The organism is Stieleria varia, from assembly GCF_038443385.1.
GTDB classification, from domain to species: domain Bacteria; phylum Planctomycetota; class Planctomycetia; order Pirellulales; family Pirellulaceae; genus Stieleria; species Stieleria varia.
Window position 1 is genome coordinate 4,010,093 of record NZ_CP151726.1, and the last position, 26,671, is coordinate 4,036,763.

At 54.9% G+C, this 26,671-nt stretch carries 20 protein-coding genes, 1 tRNA gene and 1 pseudogene; 14 read left to right on the forward strand and 8 right to left on the reverse strand.

The genetic code is table 11. The features are described from left to right. The first annotated feature begins 125 nt into the window (after window positions 1–125). Window positions 126–1,583: a Gfo/Idh/MocA family protein gene (locus Pla52nx_RS13210; protein WP_146521180.1), complete on the forward strand. Its 1,458-nt coding sequence runs from the start codon at window positions 126–128 to the stop codon at window positions 1,581–1,583. 89 nt (window positions 1,584–1,672) lie between these two features. Here the strand turns inward: Pla52nx_RS13210 and Pla52nx_RS13215 are convergent, their stop codons facing one another. Next, a complete protein-coding gene (locus Pla52nx_RS13215) occupies window positions 1,673–4,681 on the reverse strand; it encodes a secretin N-terminal domain-containing protein (RefSeq protein ID WP_146521179.1) in 3,009 nt (1,002 codons plus the stop codon). Between the two features lie 834 nt (window positions 4,682–5,515). On the opposite strand from Pla52nx_RS13215, the gene Pla52nx_RS13220 reads away from it, so the two are divergent. Then, window positions 5,516–5,588 (forward strand) — tRNA-Asn (locus tag Pla52nx_RS13220). Between the two features lie 340 nt (window positions 5,589–5,928). Here Pla52nx_RS13220 and Pla52nx_RS13225 read toward each other — a convergent pair. Beyond that, window positions 5,929–7,680, reverse strand: coding sequence for a M56 family metallopeptidase (locus Pla52nx_RS13225; RefSeq protein ID WP_146521178.1), 1,752 nt, complete (start codon window positions 7,678–7,680; stop codon window positions 5,929–5,931). Next, entirely contained in the window at window positions 7,673–8,071 is a 399-nt protein-coding gene (locus Pla52nx_RS13230) for a BlaI/MecI/CopY family transcriptional regulator (RefSeq protein WP_146521177.1), read from the reverse strand. The genes Pla52nx_RS13225 and Pla52nx_RS13230 overlap by 8 nt, the downstream gene beginning before the upstream one ends. Before the next feature lie 749 nt (window positions 8,072–8,820). On the opposite strand from Pla52nx_RS13230, the pseudogene Pla52nx_RS13235 reads away from it, so the two are divergent. The 6 genes and pseudogenes from Pla52nx_RS13235 to Pla52nx_RS13260 all read left to right on the forward strand — a co-directional run. After that, window positions 8,821–9,561 (forward strand): annotated as a pseudogene (locus Pla52nx_RS13235) (recombinase family protein); the annotation flags it as partial. A 54-nt stretch (window positions 9,562–9,615) separates the two neighbouring features. Further along, the gene (locus Pla52nx_RS13240; RefSeq protein WP_146521304.1) at window positions 9,616–10,278 is read left to right on the forward strand and encodes a zinc ribbon domain-containing protein; all 663 of its coding nucleotides are present in this window, start codon (window positions 9,616–9,618) and stop codon (window positions 10,276–10,278) included. Between the two features lie 1,022 nt (window positions 10,279–11,300). Beyond that, window positions 11,301–12,374: an NAD-dependent epimerase/dehydratase family protein gene (locus tag Pla52nx_RS13245; protein ID WP_146521176.1), complete on the forward strand. Its 1,074-nt coding sequence runs from the start codon at window positions 11,301–11,303 to the stop codon at window positions 12,372–12,374. A 51-nt stretch (window positions 12,375–12,425) separates the two neighbouring features. Next, entirely contained in the window at window positions 12,426–13,064 is a 639-nt protein-coding gene (locus Pla52nx_RS13250) for an isochorismatase family cysteine hydrolase (RefSeq protein WP_146521175.1), read from the forward strand. Further along, complete coding sequence (locus Pla52nx_RS13255; RefSeq protein WP_197454744.1) at window positions 13,054–13,668, forward strand: isochorismatase family cysteine hydrolase; 615 nt, start codon at window positions 13,054–13,056, stop codon at window positions 13,666–13,668. Before Pla52nx_RS13250 ends, Pla52nx_RS13255 begins: the two co-directional genes overlap by 11 nt. 68 nt (window positions 13,669–13,736) lie before the next feature. Next, a complete protein-coding gene (locus tag Pla52nx_RS13260; RefSeq protein WP_146521173.1) occupies window positions 13,737–14,264 on the forward strand; it encodes a hypothetical protein in 528 nt (175 codons plus the stop codon). Between the two features lie 25 nt (window positions 14,265–14,289). On the opposite strand, the gene Pla52nx_RS13265 is transcribed toward Pla52nx_RS13260, so the two are convergent. Then, complete coding sequence (locus Pla52nx_RS13265; RefSeq protein ID WP_146521172.1) at window positions 14,290–14,718, reverse strand: winged helix-turn-helix transcriptional regulator; 429 nt, start codon at window positions 14,716–14,718, stop codon at window positions 14,290–14,292. A gap of 85 nt (window positions 14,719–14,803) precedes the next feature. Between Pla52nx_RS13265 and Pla52nx_RS13270 the strand changes: the two genes are divergently transcribed. Next, complete coding sequence (locus tag Pla52nx_RS13270; protein ID WP_146521171.1) at window positions 14,804–15,562, forward strand: SDR family oxidoreductase; 759 nt, start codon at window positions 14,804–14,806, stop codon at window positions 15,560–15,562. Window positions 15,563–15,727: 165 nt separating this feature from the next. Then, the gene (locus tag Pla52nx_RS13275; RefSeq protein WP_342190398.1) at window positions 15,728–16,063 is read left to right on the forward strand and encodes a hypothetical protein; all 336 of its coding nucleotides are present in this window, start codon (window positions 15,728–15,730) and stop codon (window positions 16,061–16,063) included. A 5-nt stretch (window positions 16,064–16,068) separates the two neighbouring features. Here the strand turns inward: Pla52nx_RS13275 and Pla52nx_RS13280 are convergent, their stop codons facing one another. After that, a complete protein-coding gene (locus Pla52nx_RS13280) occupies window positions 16,069–16,494 on the reverse strand; it encodes a winged helix-turn-helix transcriptional regulator (RefSeq protein WP_197454742.1) in 426 nt (141 codons plus the stop codon). 363 nt (window positions 16,495–16,857) lie between these two features. Between Pla52nx_RS13280 and Pla52nx_RS13285 the strand changes: the two genes are divergently transcribed. Both Pla52nx_RS13285 and Pla52nx_RS13290 read left to right on the forward strand, forming a co-directional pair. Further along, a complete protein-coding gene (locus Pla52nx_RS13285; protein ID WP_197454741.1) occupies window positions 16,858–17,676 on the forward strand; it encodes an HlyD family secretion protein in 819 nt (272 codons plus the stop codon). Beyond that, entirely contained in the window at window positions 17,582–19,246 is a 1,665-nt protein-coding gene (locus Pla52nx_RS13290) for an efflux RND transporter permease subunit (protein ID WP_146521167.1), read from the forward strand. Before Pla52nx_RS13285 ends, Pla52nx_RS13290 begins: the two co-directional genes overlap by 95 nt. On the opposite strand, the gene Pla52nx_RS13295 is transcribed toward Pla52nx_RS13290, so the two are convergent. Together Pla52nx_RS13295 and Pla52nx_RS13300 are read right to left on the reverse strand one after the other, a co-directional pair. Further along, window positions 19,243–20,814 carry an esterase/lipase family protein gene (locus Pla52nx_RS13295; RefSeq protein ID WP_146521166.1) on the reverse strand — a complete coding sequence of 524 codons (1,572 nt, stop codon included), beginning with the start codon at window positions 20,812–20,814 and terminating at the stop codon, window positions 19,243–19,245. The two genes, Pla52nx_RS13290 and Pla52nx_RS13295, sit on opposite strands and share 4 nt — an antisense overlap. A 357-nt stretch (window positions 20,815–21,171) precedes the next feature. Continuing rightward, the gene (locus Pla52nx_RS13300) at window positions 21,172–22,959 is read right to left on the reverse strand and encodes a PQQ-binding-like beta-propeller repeat protein (RefSeq protein ID WP_231742112.1); all 1,788 of its coding nucleotides are present in this window, start codon (window positions 22,957–22,959) and stop codon (window positions 21,172–21,174) included. 209 nt (window positions 22,960–23,168) lie between these two features. Between Pla52nx_RS13300 and Pla52nx_RS13305 the strand changes: the two genes are divergently transcribed. Then, window positions 23,169–23,975 carry an SDR family NAD(P)-dependent oxidoreductase gene (locus tag Pla52nx_RS13305; protein WP_146521164.1) on the forward strand — a complete coding sequence of 269 codons (807 nt, stop codon included), beginning with the start codon at window positions 23,169–23,171 and terminating at the stop codon, window positions 23,973–23,975. A gap of 109 nt (window positions 23,976–24,084) precedes the next feature. Continuing rightward, window positions 24,085–25,356: a putative sensor domain DACNV-containing protein gene (locus Pla52nx_RS13310; RefSeq protein ID WP_146521163.1), complete on the forward strand. Its 1,272-nt coding sequence runs from the start codon at window positions 24,085–24,087 to the stop codon at window positions 25,354–25,356. A gap of 56 nt (window positions 25,357–25,412) precedes the next feature. Here the strand turns inward: Pla52nx_RS13310 and Pla52nx_RS13315 are convergent, their stop codons facing one another. After that, entirely contained in the window at window positions 25,413–26,639 is a 1,227-nt protein-coding gene (locus Pla52nx_RS13315) for a serine/threonine-protein kinase (protein ID WP_146521162.1), read from the reverse strand. Window positions 26,640–26,671 lie beyond the last annotated feature (32 nt).

Below are 26,671 nucleotides of genomic sequence, written 5' to 3' on the forward strand. Positions count from 1 at the left end.
TAAACTGTTGTCGCGGGGCATTTTGCCCCAGTTCTTCGGCCTTCTCGTCCATGGAACAGCGATCATCCAACAAACTTGATCGGTTTTTGCATGACGAATTCACTTTCCCCAAGGCGATCCTCACCATGACAAACGCAGACGACTCTCGCTTGCCGAGACGCTCTGATGGCCCGACCCTCAATCGCCGACAATGGCTCGCCGCTGGCGGGGCCATCTCCGCGGCCGCGATCGTACCACGGCACGTTCTTGGTGGGCCGCGTTTCGTTGCACCAAGTGATAAGATCAACGTCGCGTTGGTTGGTGCCGGCGGTCGCGGACTTCAAAACGCTCGTGAGTTGATGAAGTTGTCCGATGTCCGAATCCCGATCGTCGTCGATCCGGCTCAGCAGTGGGATCTGAAAGATTTCTATTACCGTGGCCTCGCCGGTCGTGAACCGGTCAGACAAATCATCGAGACGCACTTTCGGGAAAATGAACCAGGGTTTCAATGTCGTGGGTTGGCAGACTTCAGGGAGATGCTCGCGGAGCCCAACAACGGGATCGATGCGATTCTGTGTGCCACGCCCGATCACTTGCACGCGACGGTTTCGATCGCAGCGATGAAAGCGGGCAAGCATGTGTATTGTGAAAAGCCATTGACGCACAATGTCGCTGAAGCACGTCGGGTGGCCGAAGTCGCTCGCGAATCGGGAGTTGCGACCCAAATGGGCAACCAAGGTCACTCGCGTGACACGATCCGCGAAACTTGCGAGTTGATTTGGGCCGGAGCGATCGGCGATGTCCAAGCCGTGCACGCTTGGGTACCCGCCACACGGTGGAACAAAGGCATGCAGGCACCACCGACAGACTCGCAGCCGCTCCCCGCTGGCTTGGATTGGGATCTATGGTGTGGTCCGCGTGTCCCGCCTGATTTTCATTCCGCCTACGCACCGGTCGCGTGGCGCGACTTTTGGACATTCGGTTGCGGAGCCATGGGCGACTTCGGATGTCACGACCTCGACTCTGCCGTTTGGGCATTGGACTTGGGAATGCCAACATCCGTTGAAATGCATGCGGCAGGAAACACGCATCCTGATATGGCCCCTTGGGGAGAAATCGGCTATTTCGATTTCAGCTCCGCCCGAGTCGGCAAGGATCCGAACAAGCGTTCGCCGATACGAGTCCACTGGTACAGCGGTGGCTTGAAACCGAGCCGGCCCACGCAGTTACCCCACGGAACGAATTTGCCATCTCGAGGCGTGCTGTTCATCGGCAGCGAAGGCGTCTTGGTATGTGGCGGGGCTGGCGGTCCAGCCGATCTGTACCCCGTGAAACGTCGAGAAGCCGTGGGGCAGGTGCCGCAAAGCTTACCGCGGTCCGCCGGTCACCATCGAGACTGGATCGACGCGATCAAAGGCCAGGGGAGTGCCAGCAGCGAGTTTCATTACGGAGCAAAGCTGACGGAGATCACGCTGCTGGGACTCGTCGCCCTCCGCAGCAGAGAACGCATCGAATATGATGCCGAGGCGATGAAGGTCACCAACTCTGACCCGGCCGACCAACTCCTACACGGCCAGTATCGAAACGGATGGGAGTTGGCCTGAATCAAACGAAAGAGAGTTGAGCGTGGCACAATGGTCTCCAACGTGAATCACGGCGGAGACCGCCGTGCCACTGATTGACCCGTCGTACCTTAGTCACGTTCTTGACGCAGGTCGTCACGGGAACGATTCTGATCGAAATCGCGTTGCCGCGATTCACGACCACGGTCGTCGCCACCTGTCCGCGCAGATGACCTCGGTGTCATCACGATCTCCTCTGCAGAAATATTGGGTGACAAACCTTCCAACAATTCCACCAAGTTGCCCGAGACAGACTGCGTTACAGGAACAAACTCGATGGTCGGCTCCGCGTCTCGAAACGCCAAATCTCGCTCACGTACAACCGATTCAATTTCCTGAAACAATTGGTCGTTACAGGCAACCAGCAATTCTCGCGTTGTGGTATCGACCGCCAAGGTCAGACGAATCCCCGGTGAATCCTGGCTGCCCTCCGTTGCACGCGGTCGTGAACCCTGCTCATCGGAGCTAGCCTCGTCGTTGCGGTCGTCCGGACGTCTGGAGCCGCGTGAGGCACGCATCCGCTCGGCCACCGGATCGACCAAATAGTCCTTGTATAGATTTCGGATCAAAGCCTCGATGTCTTCGACGTCCGCATAGTGCACAGGGATCGCGTGAGGCTGTCTGCTGTTGAACGATCCTGGAACATCCGTGGCATCGATGAACTCCAAAAACATCTCCACTCGTTCCGCCTGCTCGTCCGTGCCACTGACGAACAAGGCGTTGGTGCGTGCGTCGGGAATGATACGCAGCGGCGGAGTCGATTGCTCGGCGAGGGAAACGCCAGACGTCCCCATGTAATCGTAACCCGAGTAATCGTAATAGGGTTGATTCAATAGGTCTGTTAATTGCAGCGACGCTTTCTGCGCCTCAGCGACCTTCAAGTAAAAGACGGTCCACCGCGTGCGTGAGGGCATCTGTTGCACCAACTCTCGAATCGTCCTTTCGACTTCGCCCAACGCCTGAACGTCGCCCGAATAGATCATCAGTTGACCATCGATCAGTTCGATCTGAACCGTTGATGGAGTGCCATTGCGATCCGCTTTGTTCACGATCGGCGTATCGGTCGACTCCGTAGGTTCTTCCTCGCCAGTCAGGCTCACCAATTTCGCTCTCATCAAGCTTGAGGTTGACTGCCGACCATCATCTGCACCAGCGGGTTCGTAGGTTCGATTCCTTACCGATGACGAATTATCCTTCTCTAACCGGCTTCGAGAGCCAGCTTCTTTCTCAGAGTTTGAGTCCTGAGCGGCCGATTCCAGGTCTTCACGACGAGGGAAATCACTTGACTTCTCTCCTGGAATCACGACGCGAATGCTATCGCGGGTGCTTCGCGAAGACGAATAGATGCGTTTTGCGGTCTCAGCGATTCGCTCCGCGTCGTGGCCCCCCACTTCGATACGTCGAACACGCGACGTACGCTCACCCAAACGCTGACTCTCTCCGGATTCCCCAAATTGACGCAGTGCATCGCGTACTTGATCGATCTGGTTGGACGTTCCCCGAACCACGATCGAACGACTCGGAATCTCCGCTTGAACCATGGGACGCTCATCGCGATCGTCATTTTCAAACATTCGCTTCAAAAAGGACGCCATGGCTGCCGGATTGGAGTTTCGCAGGGGAATCACCTCGACCATTCGGCTGCCACCCTCCGTGACGTCCAACGTTCGAATCAAACGCTCCACCTCCTGGTGCTCATCAGGCGTCCCGAACACGTGAATCGTATCCTGACGAGAGTCTTCATTGACAATGACCCCCGGCATCAAAACATCGATCGTCTTGGCTACCTCTCCCTCGTTCGCGGAAACCATGCCGTAGACGCGAAGCTCGGGTTCATTCATCCGCGACAGTTGCTGGGCCGTTTTGCCGCTTGGCACGTCCAACGCTTCCAAGACCTGCTCCACCAAATCCAACCCTTCCGGTGTGGCGGTTACCAACAATGTGTTGGTCGAGTTCAGTGATGATACTTGCATGTTCATTGCCACCTTCTTCAACAGCGGGATCGGAGGCGGCGAGTTTTCGCGATCGCGTGAGTCTCGCGATCCACGATCCCGATAATAGTTAGATCGCTCGATTTCGTATCGCGCGCCACTGACGTTCTTGGCGCGTTCCGGGCCACTCACGCCAAACAAATTGCGGATCTGTTTCTCTGCGTCGGCCACGGGGAGATGCTTGATGACGTACGCGCGAAAATCCAATCGGTCGTCGGTGATCGCCGGCCGACTCCTACTGAGCACTTCGATCGCTTGACGGAGCCGGGCACCAAATCCCTGCAGCAAAACCGAACGCGAACTTTCCAGCGGAGTCGCTTTCCCAAAAGTCCCCAATACTCCCGCGACCTCCTCCGCCGCGACCTCCGCCGGTATGTCTTCCAACGGAAAGACGACCCGCATCAATTCATTGTCACCACGATCATTCATCTGATCCAATGTCACCAGCGGGATCAAACCCACCAACGCCTCGTTTTCCGTCGAGATGCAAACCATGAATTGATCCCTTTGTAACAAGACAAACCCGCGTGGCAGCAAGTATCCATTCAGAATGTCAATCGCTTCCGACGGCGTGTGGTAGCGGTTGTCGAAATAGCTGAAATAGCCAGGCGGCGTATCGGTGAGATCGAGTGTTCGTCCCGTCCACTGCGCGAACTGACGTAGAACATCAGCCCAGGGCGCATCCTGGAACGTGAATCGAACGTTGCCGGGTCGTTCTCCAAGCTCGATGACGGTGTTTTCCGTTGCCGTCACTGCTTTTTCCACCGAAGGCGGGCCATCGCGTTGACCAAGGTCAGAGCCCTTCGCCTGTCCCTCGGTCGCCTGTCCCTCGGTCGCCTGTCCCTCGGTCGCCTCCTCGACATCTGATGGCTTCTCCGTCGTCGACGTTGTCTCTGATGAGATTGAATCTGGTGGTGATTCGGAGATCGAGCGATCAGTGTCACGGCTCTGCTCGTCACCCACGGTATCGCTGCCGCTGGCATCGCCACCGGCACCGCACGCAAGAGCGATCGCCAACAACGGGAAAAGGAACAGCCGTACGCAACAGCGGGGCAACACCCCAAGGGTGGAGTCTGATGATTCGTTCACAATGAAATTCAAATTCGAGGAGAAAGTGTCACGGCATCGCGGAGTAGCGTCACGACGGTTTACACGAGTTGCTGGTGGGTGCGCCGCTGGACGCGGGGCGTTGAGGTGAGGCGTTGAGGTGGGGCACCTTGATGCTGAAAAAACTCCAGTTTCTTAACTCACCGTCTGCTCGGTCCCATGGCAGTGGCGATGGCAAATCTCGCGAATCGAAAACCTCGTGCGAGATTGCGACTGGAACGGCGAAGCATGTGAGGGATCAAATTCGCCCCAAGGACTGCGATCGCAATCGCCCGCAATCAGCGAACACGATTTCAGCATATGCAAGCGATCCAGATGGAGCCGATGCCGATGCAAGCCGTGGCGTCGATCAACCGTGCCACGCAAAACAACGCGGTGTTCTGTCATCACACGGTAGGCGTTCGGACAGCTGTCTATGAAACCCCACGTGTTGGTGGTCTGTCCCGATGGTTTTCGCAAGGGCGGACCAACGCCCGGGCATTGCAGACGGTGATTGGTGAGAGCGGAACGCCGGTGGGGCAAAGCCGGAGACAAGGATCAGGTGGACATTTTGCCAATCATTTGGACTTCCTTTGCGCCAGTTTCCACCATTGTCCGATTTGCCAAAGGAACGTTTTTGTGAGATGCAATCGAAAGAAAGCGTCGGAAAACCATTAGAAAAGGAATCGTCGTCAAAAAACGAGACAGTTGGCAACTCCCGGGGCAATTTTTGGTCCAAACGGACCTTGCGAGTGCAAGAAAGCTCCAGTATGTTTCTCGATCTCGCGAACCGGCAAACCGGACAAAAGGTCTGAGCCTGAGAGCGAGAGTTCCCAATCCCCTGTAGCTCAGTTGGTAGAGCAGGCGGCTGTTAACCGCCTTGTCGCAGGTTCGAGTCCTGCCGGGGGAGCTTTCGGACGGTCATGCAAACCCTTGATCCCTTTTCCTGGCTGTCGAGAATTTTCTGTTGGTGAGGTTTGACCCGAAGTCGGGTGATGGAACTTTCCGGCCCTCGCAACAACAAAGCCGCTCGATTCGCTTGCGCTCTTGCGCTTGCCCCGCCACCCGTCCGGCCGAAGAAGCATCGTGATCCCACGGCATCCATGACGACCGGACTCGCTCGACCGAGCAATCATGCGACTCACGCGATTCAATACGCCGAACATCAGCAACCTGACGCACTTCCCCTGAGAAAGAAGAACGTTCGCCTCACCGTTTGCACTGATGGCACTCTTCGGGCGCCAAGCAGTTCATTGCTTTGTTCCATTCGGTTCCCGATTGTCACCCAACAATTCTCTCTGCAATTGTTCTACAACCGAATCGAACCGCCGAAGCGTCTCCGTTAACTCTTCGTCCAACAACAAGATTTGGACGGAGTCCTTGCCGTCAAACAACCAGATTCGGCAGGACTCCTTGGGTGTTTCGCTTCCAGATCGCTTTGCGGTCGCTTGAATGATGTCTGAGCGATCTGATACCGGATCGTCAATCGCATCGCCAAAAAACAGTGCCCTCTTGCCATCCGGCAGTTTGCCCTGCAATTGTCCTGCAACCGAATCGAACCGCGACCGAAGCTCCGTTAAGCGTTGGTCTAACAACAAGATTTGGACGGGCTCCTTGCCGTCAAACAACCAGATTCGGCAGGACTCCTTGGGTGTTTCGCTTCCTGGCCGCTTTACCGTCGCTTGAATGATGTCTGAGCGATCCGATAGCGGATCGTCAATCGCATCGCCGAATAACAATGCCCTCTTGTAGAATCGGCCGTTCTCGGGAATCCCGTCAACAGAAAGTTCCCAACGCGATACTCCTTCTGCTGAACTGCTACTTCGGGGAATGTCACGTTGTCGTTCAGCGGTAGGTTCGCCTTTCGTCAAGCGACTACCTTTGCCTTCTTGTGCCAACACGGCATTGTTTCCAGCTTGAATTCCAACAATCGCGACGAGAAGCAGGGGAATCGAGACGGCCGTGATGCTAGCGAGCCACACTGGTTCGCGTTGCGCAGGCTTGTCGGTTCCCAGCACGTTCTCAATTCGTCTCAACAGCTTCATCTTTCGATCTCCCGTAAATGACATGGCAAGTTGGCGGCTTCCTTGCACGTGCAATCGTCCTACTTGTTCCAGTGCGATGGCATAATTCCCTCGGTCGTCAGTTGCATCCACAGCCAGTTCGTCGCAGCACATCTCGCGTTCGAGACGAATTTGATTTGAGAGCCACCACACAGCGGGGTGGTAAAATAACAGTGCTTCAACAACTCGTTGAAGCAAGTTCACCCAGACGTCGTACCGCCGAATATGAGCCAGTTCGTGAGCAATCACGGCCTCGAGCACGTCCGTCGGAAGTGTAGTTAGCCATGAGGTCGGCAACAAAACTACCGGCTTCCAGAATCCAACAACAGCCGCTTCACGGATTCCAGTTGATACGAAAACTCGGGCACTCGTCAGCCCGAGTCGACGAGCATAGTACGTGGACCGGTTCGCCAGCGTAGGTGGAACCGACGTGCGCCCGCAGCGAAGCAAGAGGAAACTCAAAAACCCCGTCGTTAGCCGAGCACCTGATACCATCACTCCGGCCACCCATAGAAATAGCACAAATGGCTGAGATGCATCGAACACCCGTTGGATTAAGGCAAAACACCGGTAGCCTTCTGACGACTCACCGAGATTTGAATCCAACTTGTTCGCGGTTTCTCGACCAGTCGACATCGAGCCATCCTTGTGAGCGGCTGACGCCTTCGACGCAACCGATGAGCTTGCAGCCACGGTGGGCACTGGCATCTCATCGACTTCAACCGCAGAATCGTACACGATCGGAAACGTCACTAACGGGCATAGTGACATGACTCCCAACGCAAGAAGAGAAGATGTGTACCGGATTCGAGTTGATCGAATCCCTGTCGCGGCGAGCAGTGCCCAGTAGACAACTGCAATCAACAAGCCCTGCCAGAGGAAATGCAGCAGGGTCAGCGTGAGGCCATTTGCTACTGGCGAGGCGAAGCGCTCAAACATTGTTTCCTTCCTTCCGCTGCCAGGCCGAAATCGCCTTTCGGATTTCGGCCAACTCCTGCGTCGTGGGCTTTGACTGTTCCAAAACCTGAGTAATCAGTGAGGTCGTCGATCCTTCAAATGCCCTTCGCAGCAGATCCTTAACCACGCCGCCAAGCGTTTTTTCGCGAGACTTGCTCGTTCGATATAAATAGGCACGCCCTTCATTTTCACGCACAACGAGCCCCTTCTCGTACATGACATTTAGCATGCCGAGAATCGACGTGTACGCGCGGGGTCGCGTTTTGTTGAGAACATCAACGACTTCCCGAACCGTCGCTGGCTCACGTTTCCAAAGAACTTGGAGAATCTCAAGTTCCACTTCCGTTGGAGTTTCTTGTCGATGTCGAGGCATGTGCCCCACCTCTGATTGTTCGATGACCAGCTCAGCCTGACTCTATTTCTACCAATTTATTGGTAGATGTCAACCAATAAATTGGTAGACCAAAGAAAATTGAGATGCCAGGTGCTTGAATCCGTCTCGATTCTTGCTTACCCGAAGCAACGTGGCACCGGAGAACCGATGGTTGGATGGAGGCGGAACCTCAACAGCGGAAGGTTGCGAATCCAGCCGCTGGAGCTGTCACTGATGCTCGCTCAATCGACGCAAAACCTGGGTAACTCGCGCTCGACTGACTCCGAGGTATCGAGCCAATTCAGTCCTCGTTTCGAACACTCCGGAATCGAGAATTGACTGATATTCGCGAGCCAGTTTCAAGCGGTCGTAGCGAGGCCCCTTTAGTTTGTTTTGGGGCAAGGGAATGGCCGAAACTGGTGTCCACTCGTAGAATGGCACACGGAACGGTCGACGTAACTTGTTGATTTCGTAGGAACCTAACTCGACGAGGCCGTGGTTTGAATAGAGTCCGACTCGGGGAGCTGAATTAAAAAAAGCGAAAACTCTCGCGAACCAGTTAACGCCCGTCGGTCCAGCATGACCCGCGGGCGTTTCTCGTTTCCGCCCCCTTTTTCGCGGTCTTTCGCCACCGCGGCGGCCAAATCCCAAGTTCCAACTTTCGCCGAGAGAGTCCGGGCTGCTGAACTCAACCGTCCTGGTTCGCCCCACACCCCAGAGACAACCCCGAGAACTCTCTGAGTTTCTGTTTGACATCCGGGTCTCGGTTTACACCGGTTATTGTCAGCCAGCGAAGTGAAGGCTGGCAGTGCATCGATGAACGCTACGATGACGGCGGCTTCTCTGGCGGCAACCTCGAGCGTCCCGCCATGAAACGCTTGATAGCGGACATCGAAGCCGGCAAGATCGACTGAGTGGTCGTCTATAAGGTTGATCGGCTGAGTCGAAGTCTGCTCGATTTCTCGCGTTTGATGGAAACGTTCGAGAAGCACAAAGTTGCCTTCGTTTCCGTCACGCAGCAGTTCAACACCGCCAGCTCGATGGGCCGGTTGATTCTCAACGTGCTCCTTTCATTCGCGCAGTTTGAACGCGAAATGATCAGCGAACGCACCCGAGACAAGATCGCGGCCACTCGTCGCAAAGGCAAATGGTGCGGTGGCGTGCCGGTCTTCGGATTTACGATCGAAGAGACCAAACTTGTTATCGTACCTCACGAAGCCGAACGCGTCCGACAAATCTTTGATCTCTACCGACGAACACATTCTCTGCGCGAAACGGCCAAGGAAGCCAATCGCCGAGGTTGGCGGACCACGCAGTGGACGACCAAGAAGGGATCAACTCGCGGTGGTCTGCCATATGACAAGAACCGCATCTACCAGATGCTGACCAACGTCACATACATCGGCAAATTGACGTACAAGGACGAGATCCATGAAGGCCAGCACCAGGCAATCGTTGATCCTGAGGTTTTCAAAGAAGTCGGAGAGTCGCTGCGAAAAAATGGTCGCATCGGACTGATACGAGCTTCCACCAGCTTCGACGGAATGCTGCGCGGCATCCTGCGGTGTGCGAAGTGCAATCGAGCCATGCGGCACACGTCCTCAGGCCGCGGCACGAAGCGGTATCGTTACTACGTGTGCGGCAAAGCCGAAAAGCAAGGTTACGAATCCTGTCCATCGCCTTCGATACCCGCGAGACAGATAGAGAGTTTTGTCGTCGAAGAGCTTCGCGTGTTCGCCAATGACGACCAGCTCATCCGTGACATCTACGAACGCTGTCATGAGCAGAACCGCGAGGACGTCGATTCGCAAAAACGTGAAGCCGATTCGATCGCGAAGTTTCTCAAAGAGGACCACGCCGAGATGACTCACCTTGTCGCAACGGCCGCTAGCCTTGACTTGATTGAAGCAACGCAATCACGCATTGATAAAAGCGAAACACGATTGAAAGAGCTACGTGAAGCCATCGACAACCATCGGCCGATTCGCGTCAGCCATGCATCGATCCGCAAGACCCTCGGTGAACTGGACAAAGCCTGGGACACGATCCCACCGAGAGAGCGTTGCCGACTGATGGAATTGTTGATCGAACGGATCGACTACGACGGTGTTGAAGGCACGCTTGATATCACATTCCATCCAGCCGGACTCGCGTCACTCGGCCAGGACGGCAATTTTGCCCGGCACATCACGGAGACTTTGAATTGAGCGACCTATCGAACAATCCAAACGAAACACCGCCGCGCACGTCGGCGATACGCCGTACCTTTCACGTTGCCCGCGTGGCTCGCGGACCTCGCGAACTTCGCGGCGGTGCTGCCCCACTGCGGCCCACAACGGGCCAACTGCCAAGACTGTCCCGGCTGATGGCACTCGCCATCCATTTCGACCACGCTTTGGCATCGGGCCGCCTCCGATCGCAAGCCGACTTGGCGCGAGCTGGCCAAGTCACTCGAGCTCGCCTCAGCCAGATCATGAACCTCTGCAATCTCGCCCCGGATCTTCAAGAAGAGCTGCTCTTCCTAAAGCCCTATTTCAATGGCCGAGCGCCCATCACCGAGCGCCCATCACCGAGCGCCCATCACCGAGCGTCAAATCCGCCCCATCGCCGCCGAACCCAACTGGGAAAAGCAACGCCGCCGCTTCAAAAAGCTTATCGGTTCTGCTGGTCGTAACGATCAGGGGTAGCTTGAAGGTCCGATAACCTCTGCTATGTCGCGAAACTTTAGCGATTGCAGCGGGAATGAAGGACTTACCAGTGTTTTGACCGCCCCAAATCAGCGGAGCGTTTGCACTGCTGAACGGAATGCCACAGGGCGATTTGGTAAAGCGATTTGTGCGGGGATCGCAAATCTTTGAACGAGCACCGTTCCACGGACAGTGACGATCGCCCCTGGGTCACCAAGCAGAGCTAGCGATTCAGTCGTTGGCCCTTCGGAACGAAGCAAGAATTTCACGAAAGTCCTCTCTTGCACTTTGCAAGCCATTCGGATAGCTTGTGAACTGCAATCGATATGCGTGCCGTAGAAGTTCGGGACAAGCGATGCAATTTTTTCGAAGAGTAAACGAGATTGGCGGGGCGATCTAGTGAACTCTGCTTACGCCCCAAATCATTCATTTCCAAATACTTTCAAAAACAAACAACATGAACGCTGCTGCTTTGCAAGAGATGGGAACGCCTATCCATTCGTCGTTTCATGTAAATAGAATCTTTGTTTAAGAGCAGCCAAATGGAAAACCGTGTTATCCGCCCGACTCGTGTTTTGGTCACTGGCGCGACTGGCTATGTCGCGGGTTGGGTCGTAAAACGACTGCTGGAGGAGGGGCACGAAGTCCATGCGGCGGTACGCGATCCCAATCGAGCGAATCACCTCATGCACCTTCGTGAACTTGAAGCAAACACTCCGGGCACGCTTCGCTTTTTTGCTTCCGACCTGCTGATAAATGGCTCGTATGCGGACGCGATGATTGGATGCGAAATCGTTTTCCACACCGCCTCTCCATTTGTCCTCAAGCCCGAGGATGTTCAGCGAGATCTGATCGAGCCGGCCAAACAAGGCACCATCAATGTTCTTAAGCAAGCGAGCGAAACACCATCGGTCAAGCGAGTCGTGCTAACCAGCAGTTACTTTGCGACAATCGGCGACAATGCGGACTCAAGAGACAGTGGTAAAACTGCAGTTACCGAAGACGACTGGAACACCACGTCTTCGCTGACCCATCAACCCTATGCTTATTCAAAGACCATCGCCGAGCGCGAGGCTTGGCGGATTGCCAAGGCGCAAGACCAGTGGGATTTGGTCACGATCAATCCCGCGTTCGTCTTGGGGCCGGCCATCAATCCGAATGCGACGTCAGAATCGTTCAACTTCATCAAGGATTTCGCCAGCGGAAAATTGGCTAGCGGAATTCCAAATATTGGGATGGTGTTTGTTGACGTTCGTGAGGTAGCCGAGGCTCACTTGCAAGCAGCATTTCGACCCGAAGCGGGCGGACGCTATCTCGTTTCAAGTCACAATGGATTCATTCCGGAGCTCGTTGAAATCTTGAAGGCTCGGTTCGGAGGCGGAACGTATCCGTTTCCGAAACGCGTCCTACCAAAACTTGCCGCTTGGTTGACCGGGCCGATCATTGACAAGACGATCACACGGAAATACGTCTCTCGAAACGTTAATCACCCGGTCAAGGTCGATGCGAGCAAAAGCATCAAGGAACTGGGGATCGTGTACCGACCACTCACCGACACGATGGCAGAAATGTTCCAGCAATTAATTGACGCAGGAATTGTCGGCGCGAAGAAATAGCGGCACGGTGTTGAAATCCGCAAGTGAGAAAGCCAACCAGAGGAGCTAGTGATGCAGATAGACGAAAAAATTCGCACGGCATTGATCGTCGTCGACCCCTTCAACGAATTTCTTTCGCGGTGGGGGAAAATGTGGAGCAGTGTTGGTGCAACGATCAAGGAAGTGCATCTTCTGCCCAATCTCAGAAAGATACTCGATTCGGCGAGATCCGTCGGGTTACAGATTGCCTACGCACCCCATCACCGTTGGCAGCCGGGCAGCTTCTCAGACAAGAAATATTTGCACCCGTCGCAGGCGCTGCAAACTGCTTTCAAAGCATTCCCGCGTGATGGCTTTGGCGGCCAGTACTACAAAGGGCTGGAACCACAGCAGGGCGACATCGTCGCCAGTGAACACACCTGTTCGAGCGGCTTTGCGGAAACCGACCTGCACGATCAACTCCAGAAACTCGGAATCACTCACCTGATCCTTGTGGGAATGGCCACCAATTCCTGCATTGAAGCTACTGCCAGGAGCGCAGTCGACCTGGGCTATCACGTCACGCTGGTGACCGACGCCGTGGCCACGTTCTCGCGTAAGGAACACCATACGACGGTCGCTGAAATTTATCCGCAGATCGCTCACGCTGTTCTGGACACCAATCAACTGGTCGATGCACTGCAAACCGAAAAGGTCACCCATGATTCCTGAGACAATCGGTACCATTACCCGTTGGTGGTTGCACCGACGTTTCCGCCCTTATCGAACCTATCCGTCGCGCCAGACGGCGGTCTTGCTGGTCGATGTGCAGAAGGGGCTTGTACCCGACTCCAGCCGATTGATGTCGTCGCTTCTGGATCTAGTCGCGTTGGCGCGACGATCCGATTTTTGCGTTGTCTACAGCAAGTTCGACGCCGCAGCGGAGCAGACGTTCGAGACTCGCGCCCATCGGTTGCTTAAAGAGGCTGTGAAACCGGTCGATGGCCGTGACGGCATCCCCGACAAGTTGTCGCCTGGCCCTGATGATCTGGTGCTTTCAGCACGCAGCACGTTCAGCGCGTTCAAGGGCACGGACCTACATGAACAGCTTCAAAGGCGAGGAATCGAACATCTAATCATCGCCGGTCCGCTGGCTCGCATCTCGATCGACTCAAGCGTCAGGGATGGCGTCCAACTGGGCTATCACGTGACGCTCATCCAAGAAGCGCTAAGCGAAGACGTCGGAGAGATCTCCGAATACGCTAGAAGCACGTTGTCGCGGTATGCACAATCTATTTTGAGCTTCCAGCAATTCAAAAAACTCACGCGACGATAATCAACCGCTGTCGATCCCGCTTGCAGTTCACAAACTACTTATCACTTTCGCAAAATCGGAGATTGTTCATGCAAAAAATCGGAGAAGCAACCGCCAAAGCGATTGTCAACGCGCCGATCGAGTTGATCAATTTGGGTGAGTGGATGTTTACGATCACTTCGGAAGAGTACGCCGCCTGTGCTGAGGCGCACCAGAGTGCGGCACAAGGGAGATTGGCCTCCGGCAAGAGATTCTCGGTCAATCTCGAAACGACTGAAAATATTCTCATTGTCCAACACTACCTTGAGAAGCTGTCGGAAAGAGATCATGTTATAGGGTTCTCTCCAAACAGCATGTTCTGGCTTAGCGATACGGAGTACGCCTTTGCTGAGGTAACGTGGGAAGTGAAGGTCGTGAAGATTGATGAAACGCGATGCGAACTAATTTGCAGAGCGTTCAGCGAGACTGAAGATGAAGCGTTCGTTGCCAGACTACATAACGCACTGAAAGAAGCGCCAGCCGGTTACAACCCTCTACAACAACATATCGAAGAAGAAACCTCATTGTTTGCCAAAGATATCGAACGTAAGGCGTTGGCGGGTGTTTGGGGTTCGTAGCCAGACCTAATCCAATTCCTGTCGGTTATTGCTGATTGTGGAATTCTTCGACACTCTGACGTGCTTTGGCTTCTAGGTGCGCAATCATCGTTTCTCGATCCTTCCGGATGGCCGCCGCAAATTCGGCTCCACTAGTGGCTGAAGTGTGCGCGTCGCCCCAAACCAGCAACTCGACCAGTACGCGAACCAGCGAGATGCCCTTTTCCGTGGGAAGGTAAGCTCGTCTTCGTTTGTCTGTAGGGTGCTGGAATTGCTCGATGACTTCGGCGCATACCAGTCTTTCGAGTCGATTGGAAAGCACGTTGGTCGCGATTCCTTCGTCGGCCCCGATCTCGGTGTAAGCGAAACGTTGACCCAATACGATGTCGCGGACGATTAGCAGCGTCCAGCGGTCACCGAGTAGGTCGAGCGCACTTGCCACTGGACAATCTGATCGATTTTCATTCGGAGACACGGTATGTACCTTGCAAAGAGCAAGCGGCTAAGATAGCTTGTTAAGTACAAGTTAGCATATTTTCCCATGAGGCGAGCACTACATAATGAAAATCAACGAGAAAAGTATCGTCATCACGGGTGGCAGTTCTGGAATTGGTCTTCAGATGGCCAAAAAGTTCGGGGAAATTGGGGCCGACGTGGTGATCACGGGACGGAATCAATCGACGCTCGATCAAGCGGCATCCGGAATGACTTGCGTTACTCCGTTCGTTTGCGACGTCACCAACGACGAGCAAGTTGTCTCGCTTCGCGATTTCATGGACGGGCGCGGTGGTACCGACGTTCTAATCAACAATGCGGGGGTGATGGACTTCTTCGACGTTACTCAGGGCCATCCCTTGGAAAAGCAGCTCGCCGAGATCGCGATTGATGCCGCCGGCCCAGTACGTTTAGTGCATCACTTCCTGCCGGGGCTACTCAAACGCCCGTCGATCATCGTCAATGTCAGCTCGGGCTTGGCTTACGTCCCCTTCGCGGCGGCACCTGTCTACTGCGGGTGCAAGGCGTTCCTTCATTCATACACGCAGTGTTTGAGGACGCAGCTTGCTGGGACATCGGTACGAGTGGTCGAGTTGCTGCCTCCCGTCGTCGATACGCCGCTGGCGGCAACTCTCGACCACTCGTTTTCAAAAATGCCGCCCGAGAAACTTGTGGCGTCTCTCATCAGCGGTCTTGAGCGAGGGCGTGACGAGATCGCGCCTGGTCAGTCAGCGCAACTGAGATGGCTCAGTCGACTCGCTCCAGGGTTCATCTATGGGCAGCTCAACAAGAGTTACAAGGCGGCACGGCGGTCTCCGCCGTGATCCCGAGTCCAGATTCACGGTGGCGACCACCGTGCCACTATTTCAAACTTCGCTTCCAATCAATAGTGAGTCAGAATGTCCAAAGGTGTCAAATGGTCGATCGCGTTGCTCATGTGCTTCACGATATTCAGAGCACAAACTGTGCTGTTTCTTCCGAAAGTTGAAATGTTTGGAGGTCCTGCAGCCGATGCTTGGTTCGCGCCGTGGCTCAGTGATGCAATCTTCGGATTCCTCGTTCCAGTGATGGTCTTTCTCTTTCTGAAACGACGTGGCACCAAACTCTGGGGCGCTTTGGTGATCTACAACGCGCTCGGTGCATTTGATTATGCCAATGGTCTGGCTGCCCAATGGATCGCACCCATGCCAGTAGAGATGGCAACGGCAACGACCGTCTACCTTGGCATTTCAGTCTTCATGGTATTCCAGTTGATCGCGCTGACATTGCTGTTCCGCGATGATGTCGTTGAGCACTTTCGCGGAAAGGCAGAAGTGACGAAATGATCCAATCACGCCTTGGGCAAATTGGCGGCACGACTCGCTGCCGCTCTTGCTTCGATGTTCTTGATCATCCCTTCGCGATCTTGCTTGATCGCTTTGGCGATTTTCCTGACGCCCTGAGCCGCTGTGTGATCTGTGCCCCAGACCACCAAGTCGACCAAAATAGGGATGAGCTCGATGCCACGCTGGGTCGGCAAATAAATTCGCCGTCTACCGTCTGTCGGATGCGCATAGCACTCGATGATGCCGGCCTCGGTCAGTCGTTCCAGCCGATTCATCAGAATGTTGGTCGCAATTCCTTCCGGTACCCCAATCTCCGAGAACGCAACCTTTTGTGTCAGCAAAACGTCGCGAAGAACGATCAACGTCCAGCGGTCACCAATCACATCCAGCGATGCGGCAATCGGGCAATCAGAACGAAGGTCATTTTTCATTGCGGAGGCGGCCGAACAAAGGGGCCGTTCATGGAACGCATGACACGGGCGGTGGTTTGCACAACGTAAACCTCCCATTGTTGCATGGAGTTCCGCGCATTCCAAGGCCTTGAATCCATCGAGAAAGAGGGGCCTACCCAAAACGAGAGCGTTTCATCTCCTACGCGTGGGTTGCACTATGCAAGGCAACTGCGTCATTTGCCGGAGTTTAGTGGTCTTTTTGCTGAATTGGCGAGCGTTTCATTTCAAACACCGCAAACAGAATTCCGTTAGTCGCCTGATATGAATCCAGCATCATTGACACGTAAGTTCACTATTCCAATTGCGCTATTTCTATCGGTTGGGTGCGGGAGGCAAGAGAAATTGATTCCCGAGCGTCGTCCTCGGCCGGTTGCGACCGCGGTCCTCAGCCAGCGGTTGCCACCCAACGCGGCACTGGTGACAGCATCAACCGGAACTTGGAAGTCGGAACAGCTCGGATTCGAGGTCGCAGGTCGAATTGAATTTGTCGCGGAGCAAAACACGGCAATTGATGGACGGATCCGCGATGCCGAAGGCAAGTTGATCGTTGAGGGAACTCCGATCGCGAGAGTTGAGAGCGAGCGGTACCAACTGGCCGTCGCCAATGCGGAAGCCTCGGTTGCTCGCGCCGAGCAAGACTTGATCGTTGGAAGAAACGATTTGAAGGAAACCATTCCGGCCCAAATTGATGCGGCGAACGCGTCGTTGGAATTGGCAAAAGTCGAGTACGACCGTAGCCGGCAACTCGGAAGACAGAATGCGATTTCACAAAGTGAACTCGACAGGGCAAAGTCGACTTATGAGAACGCCGTCGCTCAATTGAGGCAATTGGTCGCTTCAGAAAAATCGCAGCAGGCTCAGATCGCATCGCTTGAGAGTGCTTTGTTGCAAGCCAAACAAGGCCTCCGAGATGCACAGAGAGATCTCGAAGACTGCACTTTATATTCCTCGTTTCAAGGCGTGATCTCCGACGCGTCAGTCGTACCCGGAAGTCTGGTCAGCGCTGGTACCCCCGTGGTGACGCTTCAAATGATGGACCCCATCAAGGTGGAGTTAGAGGTCTCCGGTGAGCAGTCGCGGAGGCTGCAACGGACCGAAACGCTTCACCGTCGGCGTTTCGGTGCTGTTGCTTCTCGCTGTGTTGCAGTTGCCGGTCGGTAGCGAATATTTTCCACTCGATCGACGCGACCAGTTCTACGTCACGGTGACATTGCCCGAGACAGCAACCGTATCGCAAACCAATGTGATTGTTGCTCAGGTCGAAGACACGCTGAAGAAATTGAGTTCATCGTCGGACGAACAAGGTAACCCCATCGAGCGGTTGCGTGCGATGCGTAGCATGACCGCGTTTGGCGCTGCACGCTGGTCGTTGTCGGTGACTCCGCTTCCGCCAGCGTCCAATACGTCGGAGATCTTGATTCGCACGACCAGCAGCGAGTGGACCGAGTCGATGATCCGTGATCTTCGCCGCGCGGTGGATGAGGGCGACAGCGAGCGTGGGATTCGGCCCATTGCGGGTGCTCGCGTGACCACCAAGCGAGTCCAAATGGGACCGCCGGCCAAGCCGGTCGAGCTCCGAGTCTCAGGCGATGGATTCGCCAACGTCAGTCAGCTTCGGCGAATTGCGGACGAGGTGAAGTTGATGCTTCGTGATGAACCGGGAACATGGGACATCTCCGATTCGTGGGGTATCGACAGCTTTCAATTGGACGTCGAAATCGACGCGGAGAAGGCAAACTTGTCCGGCGTTTCCAACGCGAAAGTGGCCGATACCTTGAGCGCATACTATTCCGGATTGAAGTTGACCGATTTTCGCGAAGGCGATCATGTGGTCCCGGTCTACTTCCGATTGCGGCCAGAGGATCGCGTTGACCTGCAGAGCATGGACGCGGCCTACGTCGAAGGCACCAACGGGAAACTGCCGCTCAATTCGGTCGCAAAGATCGTCCCCAGTTGGCAACCGGGGAAGATCGAGCGCCGCGACCAGAACCGCACGGTCAAGGTGTTTGCCGAGGTGGAAGACGGTGTATCCGGGAACGACGTGGTGCTTCGCGTGTGGAATTCGGACCGCATGGCAAGGCTGCGTGATTCGCTGCCACTGGGTTACAAAATTGAAATTGGTGGGGCGTTGGAAGAGAGTCAAGACGCGGCCAGTCGAATGATGATTTCTTTTGGCATTTCCTTCTTGGCCATCATTCTAATCTTGGTTATTCAGTACAACGGTTGGTCCAAAACACTTGTGATCTTGATGACGCTGCCACTGGCCGTGATCGGGGCTTGGTTTGGGCTTTGGCTGACCGATAATCCGCTCGGCTTCATGCCCCAGCTTGGCCTGCTTTCCTTGTTCGGCATCGTTCTCAACACCGGGATCATTTTCATTGAGTTCGCCGACATACTGATCACGCAAAAGAGCGTCGTTGCAGCGAGGTCTGAATCTGCCGATGGTCCCATCGTCGGTCTGACGCGGCAAGAGTTTCGCGAGTGTTTGGTCGCCGCTGGCAAGCAACGCATGCTGCCGATCTTTCTTACTACTGCGACAACGGTCGGAGGATTGTTCCCGCTCGCGTTGGGAGGTGGCCCACTCTGGGAAGGTATGGCATGGCTAATGATCTACGGTCTGCTCGTTGCAACCTTGTTGACGCTTTACATCGTGCCGGCGCTGTACGCGATCATCGTCGAAACATTCGGCGTCAAGCCAATCGAAACTCCTATCGCCGCCGCGCCAAGTTAGCAGTCCGATCGTTTATGAAGCGGTTCGCACCGCGGTGGTTGGTCGCGCACGACTTCATCGTCGCGATGCAGTCGCAGGATGCGGATGACCTCGTTGATCGTCTCTATGTGTGTGTGCAGGTAGTGGTTGGCGTCGATCAAAAGTTCAGTGTCGGTACCGGGATGCCTTGCGCTGGAAACCGGCACGACGCCGTCTGTTGGTTCTCGTTTGATAAGTGTTTTGTGCCCCGTACCGATGATCGAGTGCAAGTGAACTCCGTCGGCAACGGGTAAACGAAACACCGCCGCCAAGACTGGGTCGTCTGAACGAAGTAGATCAACGCTCTTGGGGATTCGCTTGTAGGCGGGATTGCGAATACCGACGCTGTTTTGGAGGATTTGTTCGGAGTCACTTAGCGCGTCTTGAGGCAACTTCGCCAACCGCGATGCCACTTGGCCGAGGCTTCCATCAGCCAGCCGCGATCCTTGATGAGGCGTGCCGATAAAGATCACGCGAGCGACTTCTTCGGAGGGTTGGAAGGTCACCATGGATTTTACTTTCGCCTTTACCTCCGCCGGCAACTCCACTTGCTCCAGACCATCGGTGAAAATCGCATTCTCAATTTGGTTGGTACTGGTGGTGACTTGCAACTTCGCGAGCAATCCGCCCATGCTGTGTCCGACCAAAACCGTTTGATCGAGCGAACGGTCTCGGCGAAGGGGATCGTAATGATTTCGCAGCTTCGCGAGCTCAGCCCTCAGAACGGCTGCTGCTTCGGGGAATGTTAGACTGGTTCGATAAACGAACGTCCAAAACTGAAACTTCGCGACCAGATCGGGATGCGTGCGAATTTCATTCAGCATCGGGTGCCATGCCGTCTCGCTGGATGCCAAACCGTGGATGAAGATGACCGGAATCTTTCCAGTCTGGAACGGCTCGGCCATCCGAAGTCCAAACTCGGTTGCATCATGCTTGGCTGGGCGAAGGAGTCGTTCGACGCCGTGCTCTCCCTTGGTGGTTTCGAGGAAGGCATACGGAGCAGAGAGATTGAACGCGATTGGCACGCTTCGCCAATAACTTGCGATTTCAAGCTGGCTTGGCGGTTCCACTTGAATACTGAGTTCCCTGATCATCAACGGATTGATTAAGTCCAAGATGAACTCTTCCGCTCGCCCCGTGAAGACGGGATGAACAACGGCGGTTGCCGAAAACACTGGGTCTGGTATTTCAAAAGGAAGCGTTCGAGCGGACCTTACCAACAGCGGAACACCCATTCCCGACTGCTGTTGGATGGGAGCATCTCCCGTCAGCCGACATTCCCCGACGACATCCATCACAGCGAAGTCCTGTGGTTCCCAGGGGAAGCCCTGGTAACGGACCGGCAACCATCGCTGGTCGCTGGCTCGTCCCGAAATCAGCACGCCACGGATGGGGTCGAATCGCTCAAACCGGATCGCGGATTCCACCAGCTTGCCCAACGCCGAATCGTAAAGCTGCTTCGCTTTTTGGTTGGTTGCGGACCCAGGATCAGAAGATTCGGCGACGATTTGCGGCCAGACGAGCTTAACGCATTCAAAGTAACCCGCCAAGCAATCACTCGATTGATTTATGTCAAGCTTAACCGCGTTGGCGTAGGCCTTCGCGGCCTCGTTGAATCCTCGTCCATGCGAGGTTGACTCGTTCGGGCCAAGCGACGCCAGCGAAATAGTGGAAGCCGGTCGATAGAAGCTCTTGCCGCTTTGGCATCCGGAAGATGCAAGCAGAACAACTACCAGGAGCACAGCACCAATTCTTAGGCTAGTGATCGCTTTTCGCTTTGAAAACAAAAATGAGATGTGGTCTTTCACTAACTAAGCCGACCGTGACAAGTGAATAGATTGAAAATAGAGGCACGATGATCCTCCACCGTGCTCCGCCGTATTTCACGGTTGCGGACCACCGTGCCACTATTGGACCGCGAGCTCAAAGCAAACTGCCTCGGCACCGTTTCGTAGGTAGACGCGATTTTCAATCAGCACCGGATGATTCCAGGTCTTGCCGTCGATGGCATCGATAGATGCCAACTCATCCAGATTTTCTGGTGTCGCCTGTACCAAGACCAGGTCACCATTCTCGGAGACGATCAGGAGCTGCCCTGCATCGGCTAGCAATAGCAGTTGGCCTTTTCCGTATCGTCCTCGTTTCCACTTTCGTTTGCCGGATTTGAGATCGACGCACGCAAGGATGCCCGAGTCGAATCCATACAAGTGATCTTGGTAAACAACGAAGTCGTTAAAGTCAGGTTTCATGTCTCTTGATAACCATTCCAACTTCACTTGCCACTGATCGGAGTCTCGGCTGACTTGTAGGCAGTACGTTCCGCTGCCTTGGCTGCTTCCCATCAGCACTCGGTCACCGATGATCAATGGTTGCAGTATCCGATAGCCTTCGCCGGGTTGACCGAAGCTCCAAATCTCCGAACCGTCAGAAGGATTGAGGAACTGGATTCCAGCGTCGGTAATCATTAACAAACCTTCCACTCCGCAAAGCGTTGCCGTGTGAGGCGAGCTATAGCTGTCGACGCCCGATGGGCTCGACCAAGCTGGTTCACCGGTTGTTGCATCGTAAGCCAACAAGCCTTTGTCGCTTTCGCCGCCGGCGTGAACGATGATCAAGTCGCCGACCAGTAAAGGCGACGAAGACCAACCCCAGATCGGCGGCTCTCGGCCGGCGTCTTGTCGGAGTTCTCTCGTCCAAATTTCTTTTCCAGTTCTTGGATTCAGTGCCGCGAGCTGCCCTTCTGCCCCGAGCGTGTAGAGGACATCATTTCCGATTGTGGGAGTTGCACGAGGCCCTGCGCCACCGATACCCTCATAGAACCGGGCGGCATGCGTTCGTGACCAACGAGGCTCGCCAGTTGTTGCATCAAGGCACATGACCGCTTCGTCATTTCCTCGCTGTTCTTGCGTAAATAGATTGTCGCCCGCTACAGCGAATGAAGACCAACCTGGACCGATCAGTCTTCGCCAAAGCTCTTTGGGCGGCGACGATTTCCAATCGGGCGAAATCGAAACGCCCCGAACAACGCTGTCCCGGTTCGCGCCACGGAAACCAGGCCACTGGGCAGTGGCTGTCGTGATCGGTTCGCTAACTTTCGCGTCGGACAATATCATTTCCGCACTCAGGTCCGAGCGTTCCGAAAGAGAGGCCAGGTAACGCTGTTCAGCTGACGGATTCCATCGCCAGTCGAACTCAAACGCGAACATTCCCGAGGTACCCCCAAACTGCAACAAGCCCCAGAAACCGAATCCGACCAACGATAGCAAGATCGCACAGGGAACACGTCGCGTCGGAGAGCGTGGAAGTGTCACTAGCGGAAGAGCAAACGCTGCAACACCAATCGGGACGAAGAATACGACCGCCGGTAACACCCGCATCGTTGGATGAAGTAGCAAGAATGTAAGACCTGCGACGACACCCAGGCCAAACAGACCGCCAACTTTCTCCTTTCTGCCCGCACGGCTGGCGAAGAGCCACCAAACGATCAACAACAAAGCGGCGGCGGCAGGCCCCAACAGACTGGCGACTTGGACGGACTGCGGAGGCTCCGAAAACAACCATGGCAAGCCTTTCGCGATCATCATCAGTGACAACAGGCCGATCGCTGGCCAGGTCCTCAGTGCCGCCCAGCTGTCGTTGCCCGATGGCATTGGGTCGTCGGCAACCTTCGGGGTCAAGTCGTTGACGCTTTCCATCATTTATCCTCACGTTGGTCCGAGTCCGCTATTCCGCTTGCACGATGCAAGCTACCGGAAATGTCTGCCGGATGCAATACTAGAGCGATCTCGTCAAAACGGAATCCAAGATCCCTTGAAAGGTCCATTGCAAGTTGCAAGCGAAACGGCTAGGCTATGTGCGTGTAAGTCAACGGCGAGCCGCCAGAGTTGCAAAGGAACCGCGTGGAATGAAAAATCGCAAAGTCTGTTTGGTCGTTGGTGCTTCGTCGGGAATTGGGAAAGCTGCCGCAGAAGCATTGGCCGGGCGGGGTCACCGAGTCTATGGAACCAGCCGAGATGCTTCGCGTGTGACCACCGCCAACGTTGTCGGCTTGGACCTGGAAATCAACGACGATCACTCCATTCGTGAGGCGGTCGGAAAGATTCTGGAAGCTGAAAAGCGGATCGATGCGATGTTCTACGCGGCGGGCTTTTACACGGCCGGGGCGATTGAAGAGACGACGCCGGAACAGATACACCAGCAGCTCGATGCCTATTTCGTCGGTGCTCATCGTGTCACGCGCGCTCTACTGCCTCACTTCCGAAAAGTCGGTGCGGGTCGCCTATTGTACATGAGCTCAAATGCCGGGGACGCGGCTTTACCATACCACGCTATTTACTCTTGCAGCAAAGCTGCTCTTCAAATTTATTGCGATGGGTTGCGGTATGAAGTCGAGCCATTGGGTATCCAGGTTTCGTACTTGCAAAACGGTGGCGTGAAAACCGGTGCCGAAGCAAGTTTCCGTCGAGCCGCCGAACCCGTTGCCGCGTACGACGGACCGCGTGATCGGGCTATCGCCGCTTTCCATCGGATGCAGCAAAAAGGTCCGGAACCAAAAGCCATCGGCGCGACCGTTGCCGACGCGATCGAAGCAAGGACGATGAAGCCGGTAATTCGGGCGGACAATTTTTCAAAACTGATTGGATTTCTCGGTGCCGTGATGCCTGCCAAACTGTTCAGAAGTCAATTGAGAAAATCGCTGGACATCGCGTGAGCCGAATCAGTCAATCCCGAATCAGCGAGCCGCAGTCTGTGCCGAGTTTTCTGTGCCCCGAAAACTTGTCCGGCTGCGGCTCGCGTTATCGAACACCCTAAAGTTCTTGATGATCGAGCGTTCATTGTATCCCGTTGACTTGAGTAACGTTCTGCGGAAACGTTGGGGGGAAGAAGCCTTTGATGCGGCGGAACTTCCAAATGACTCGATTTTAGAATCGCTCATTGATACAGCCTATCAAGCAAGTTTGTTGCGAGAAGAAAGCGATCCGGTCCAGTGCCGAATTATGGTTGCGTCGCCCGACGACGTCGAGCTTGCGGCCGTGGCAAAGGCAGACGGACTGTATTCCATTGAATTTGAGGACCAAAGCGCGCTTTCGGCGCATGAGATCCGTAAGATGGCGGCAGCTGCCGGATACTACCGATCTTTAATTGCAGTCAACGTGGACGCGAGCGAGAATACGATCAACATTTGGGGAATGGTGGTCACGGGAGCAAATTGGGTGAATCATACGGAATTCACCGTTCACGATGCCGCCGCGTTGCCAGGGAAATTGGTGATCCATGTTCTCGGAGCCGGGCATTTGATTTTTGCGAAGGGGCTCCGCCGTGTGGTGGAAACCGTTGGCGGACAAAGACTGCCAGAGGGCTTTGATCCGTTTCGATCCAATTGCCTTCCGAACCGTTTCAAGACCTTTCGCGACAGGCAGTTGAGCAAGCTCAATTTGGTTTCGCACAGTGACGGGATGTGCAAGCCTTGTGATTCCTTTGCTCGCGATGTCAGCCAAAGTGTGATTCGACGAGTGCTGAGTTTGGTGCGTGGGCGTGGTCATGGTGGAATGATTATCTACGTCAGCGATGCGCTGGACCCGCGTTTGGACAAATGGCTACGGATGAGGATACGGTTCAAACCAGGCGACTCGACAATGCGTTTTGAGCAACTGTTGTTGAAGGTCGTGCAGCGAGCTGTGGAAGTGGGCGCGATGAACGGGCTTTCCAAAGTTCGCTGGCAAGACTTCCTTCAAATGCATGATGCGTCGCTAGCCAAGCTTCACAACTCGCTGGTCGAATACAGCCATTTCCTGGCCGACTTGATGAGCGTCGATGGTGCGCTGGTGATCGATCACGAACTGAGGCTGATCGGATTCGGCGGAGAGATTCTTGGAGATTCACACGTCAGCAGCATTGAACGAGCAATTGATCTTGAAGCGGAAAAGTCGGTTACCGAGTCCGCCGACTCATCCGGAACACGACATCGTTCAGCCTATCGATTGGTGAGCAGCGTCCAGGACGCGATCGCCATGGTCGTGTCGCAGGATGGTGGCGTGCGTTTTGTCGCCCACGAAGGCGGACGACTCGTGTATTGGCCTTACCTTCCATAGCGGCATGGTTATCATCCGCCGTGAAGTAGGAATCAAGTCAGAGACCAACGAGCGACCTATCTTCCAAATACGACCATGCAGGTGGTCACGATCCCAATTAGGAACAGGCAAGCGGTCGCCGCATAAAGACTGACTGCGAGAAACGGATGTTTGTCGACCAAGCGTTCAAGCCTAGCGTTCGTAGACTTGATCAAAGTACCAGGGCACTGGATCGGCGGTTCACCTGATCGGATGCGTTCTAAAACGCGAAGTACTTCGTCCGCGCTCTGAAAACGATCCACCTTCGATGGCTGAAGGCCGCGACGCAAAAAGTGGCGAAGTTCCGCTGGCACCGCCGGCTGGTAGCGACTGGCGAAATTCGGATCAAGGAACTGTGGAGCTTGACGTTCCTTCGCGTCAGCGATCACTTTCAACAGCGAATCGCCGCGTGGGGCGAACGCTTGCGTTGATAAGAGTTCATAAAGAACGACAAACGCGGCGTAGAGGTCACTTCTCGTGTCGATCTCTTCCGAATGCCCGGAGGCCTGTTCGGGCGACATGTATCCGATCGTGCCGATGATGGAGCCATCGATCGTTTGTCCCGATGCACGCGGCATCTCAACCGCAGGCTTGTCGTTATCTGCTGAGCTACCTTGGTGGTGATTGACATGACGAGCGATGCCCCAGTCGGTTAACATGACTTCGCCGAAATGGCCGACCATGATGTTCTCAGGCTTCACGTCCCGATGCAGCATGCCTTGTTCGTGAGCGTACTGAAGAGCCCTCAGCAAACCTGAAAAGAGATCCAGGCGAGCCTCGAAACTGTATCGCTTGTGATACTCGCGGTCACCCTCGCGCAGTCGTGAGATGATCGACGCGAGAGTTTCTCCGTCCACATATTTCATCACGAAGAATAGGCTGTCGTCGGCATCGACGCCCACATCGTGTATGGGGACGATGTTGGGATGCTCAAGTTTGCCGACCGTGCGAACCTCGTCAATAAAACGCGCTACCGACTGCGGATTCTTTTTGTCAAGCAAGCGTTTGACCGCCACGCGCCGACCGATGTCTTGGTCACTGGCAAGCTGAACTTCTCCCATTCCGCCGCGGCCTAAAACACTCTCGTTCCGATAGCGTACTTCATTGCGAGACGTGAGAGTCACCTGGTTCCCCGATCGACTGACTTCAGGTAACGAAGTCAGTCCGGCCGTTCCGGTCAGGTGAGGATTGACCTCGTCGCCGGCCGCTGTCGGAACGGGGGCGATCGTTTCGGGCAATTCATCATTGCGTTTTTTACCAGTCACGTGATCGACACTTTACCTTTTGGCGTTGAGAT

Coding starts and splice junctions, on each gene's coding strand:
- Pla52nx_RS13210 (WP_146521180.1), top strand. CDS start 126: ATGACAAACGCAGACGACTCTCGCTTGCCGAGACGCTCTGATGGCCCG.
- Pla52nx_RS13225 (WP_146521178.1), bottom strand. CDS start 7,680: ATGTTTGAGCGCTTCGCCTCGCCAGTAGCAAATGGCCTCACGCTGACC.
- Pla52nx_RS13230 (WP_146521177.1), bottom strand. CDS start 8,071: ATGCCTCGACATCGACAAGAAACTCCAACGGAAGTGGAACTTGAGATT.
- Pla52nx_RS13240 (WP_146521304.1), top strand. CDS start 9,616: ATGCTGCGCGGCATCCTGCGGTGTGCGAAGTGCAATCGAGCCATGCGG.
- Pla52nx_RS13245 (WP_146521176.1), top strand. CDS start 11,301: ATGGAAAACCGTGTTATCCGCCCGACTCGTGTTTTGGTCACTGGCGCG.
- Pla52nx_RS13250 (WP_146521175.1), top strand. CDS start 12,426: ATGCAGATAGACGAAAAAATTCGCACGGCATTGATCGTCGTCGACCCC.
- Pla52nx_RS13255 (WP_197454744.1), top strand. CDS start 13,054: ATGATTCCTGAGACAATCGGTACCATTACCCGTTGGTGGTTGCACCGA.
- Pla52nx_RS13260 (WP_146521173.1), top strand. CDS start 13,737: ATGCAAAAAATCGGAGAAGCAACCGCCAAAGCGATTGTCAACGCGCCG.
- Pla52nx_RS13270 (WP_146521171.1), top strand. CDS start 14,804: ATGAAAATCAACGAGAAAAGTATCGTCATCACGGGTGGCAGTTCTGGA.
- Pla52nx_RS13275 (WP_342190398.1), top strand. CDS start 15,728: ATGTTTGGAGGTCCTGCAGCCGATGCTTGGTTCGCGCCGTGGCTCAGT.
- Pla52nx_RS13280 (WP_197454742.1), bottom strand. CDS start 16,494: ATGAAAAATGACCTTCGTTCTGATTGCCCGATTGCCGCATCGCTGGAT.
- Pla52nx_RS13300 (WP_231742112.1), bottom strand. CDS start 22,959: ATGGAAAGCGTCAACGACTTGACCCCGAAGGTTGCCGACGACCCAATG.
- Pla52nx_RS13305 (WP_146521164.1), top strand. CDS start 23,169: ATGAAAAATCGCAAAGTCTGTTTGGTCGTTGGTGCTTCGTCGGGAATT.
- Pla52nx_RS13310 (WP_146521163.1), top strand. CDS start 24,085: ATGATCGAGCGTTCATTGTATCCCGTTGACTTGAGTAACGTTCTGCGG.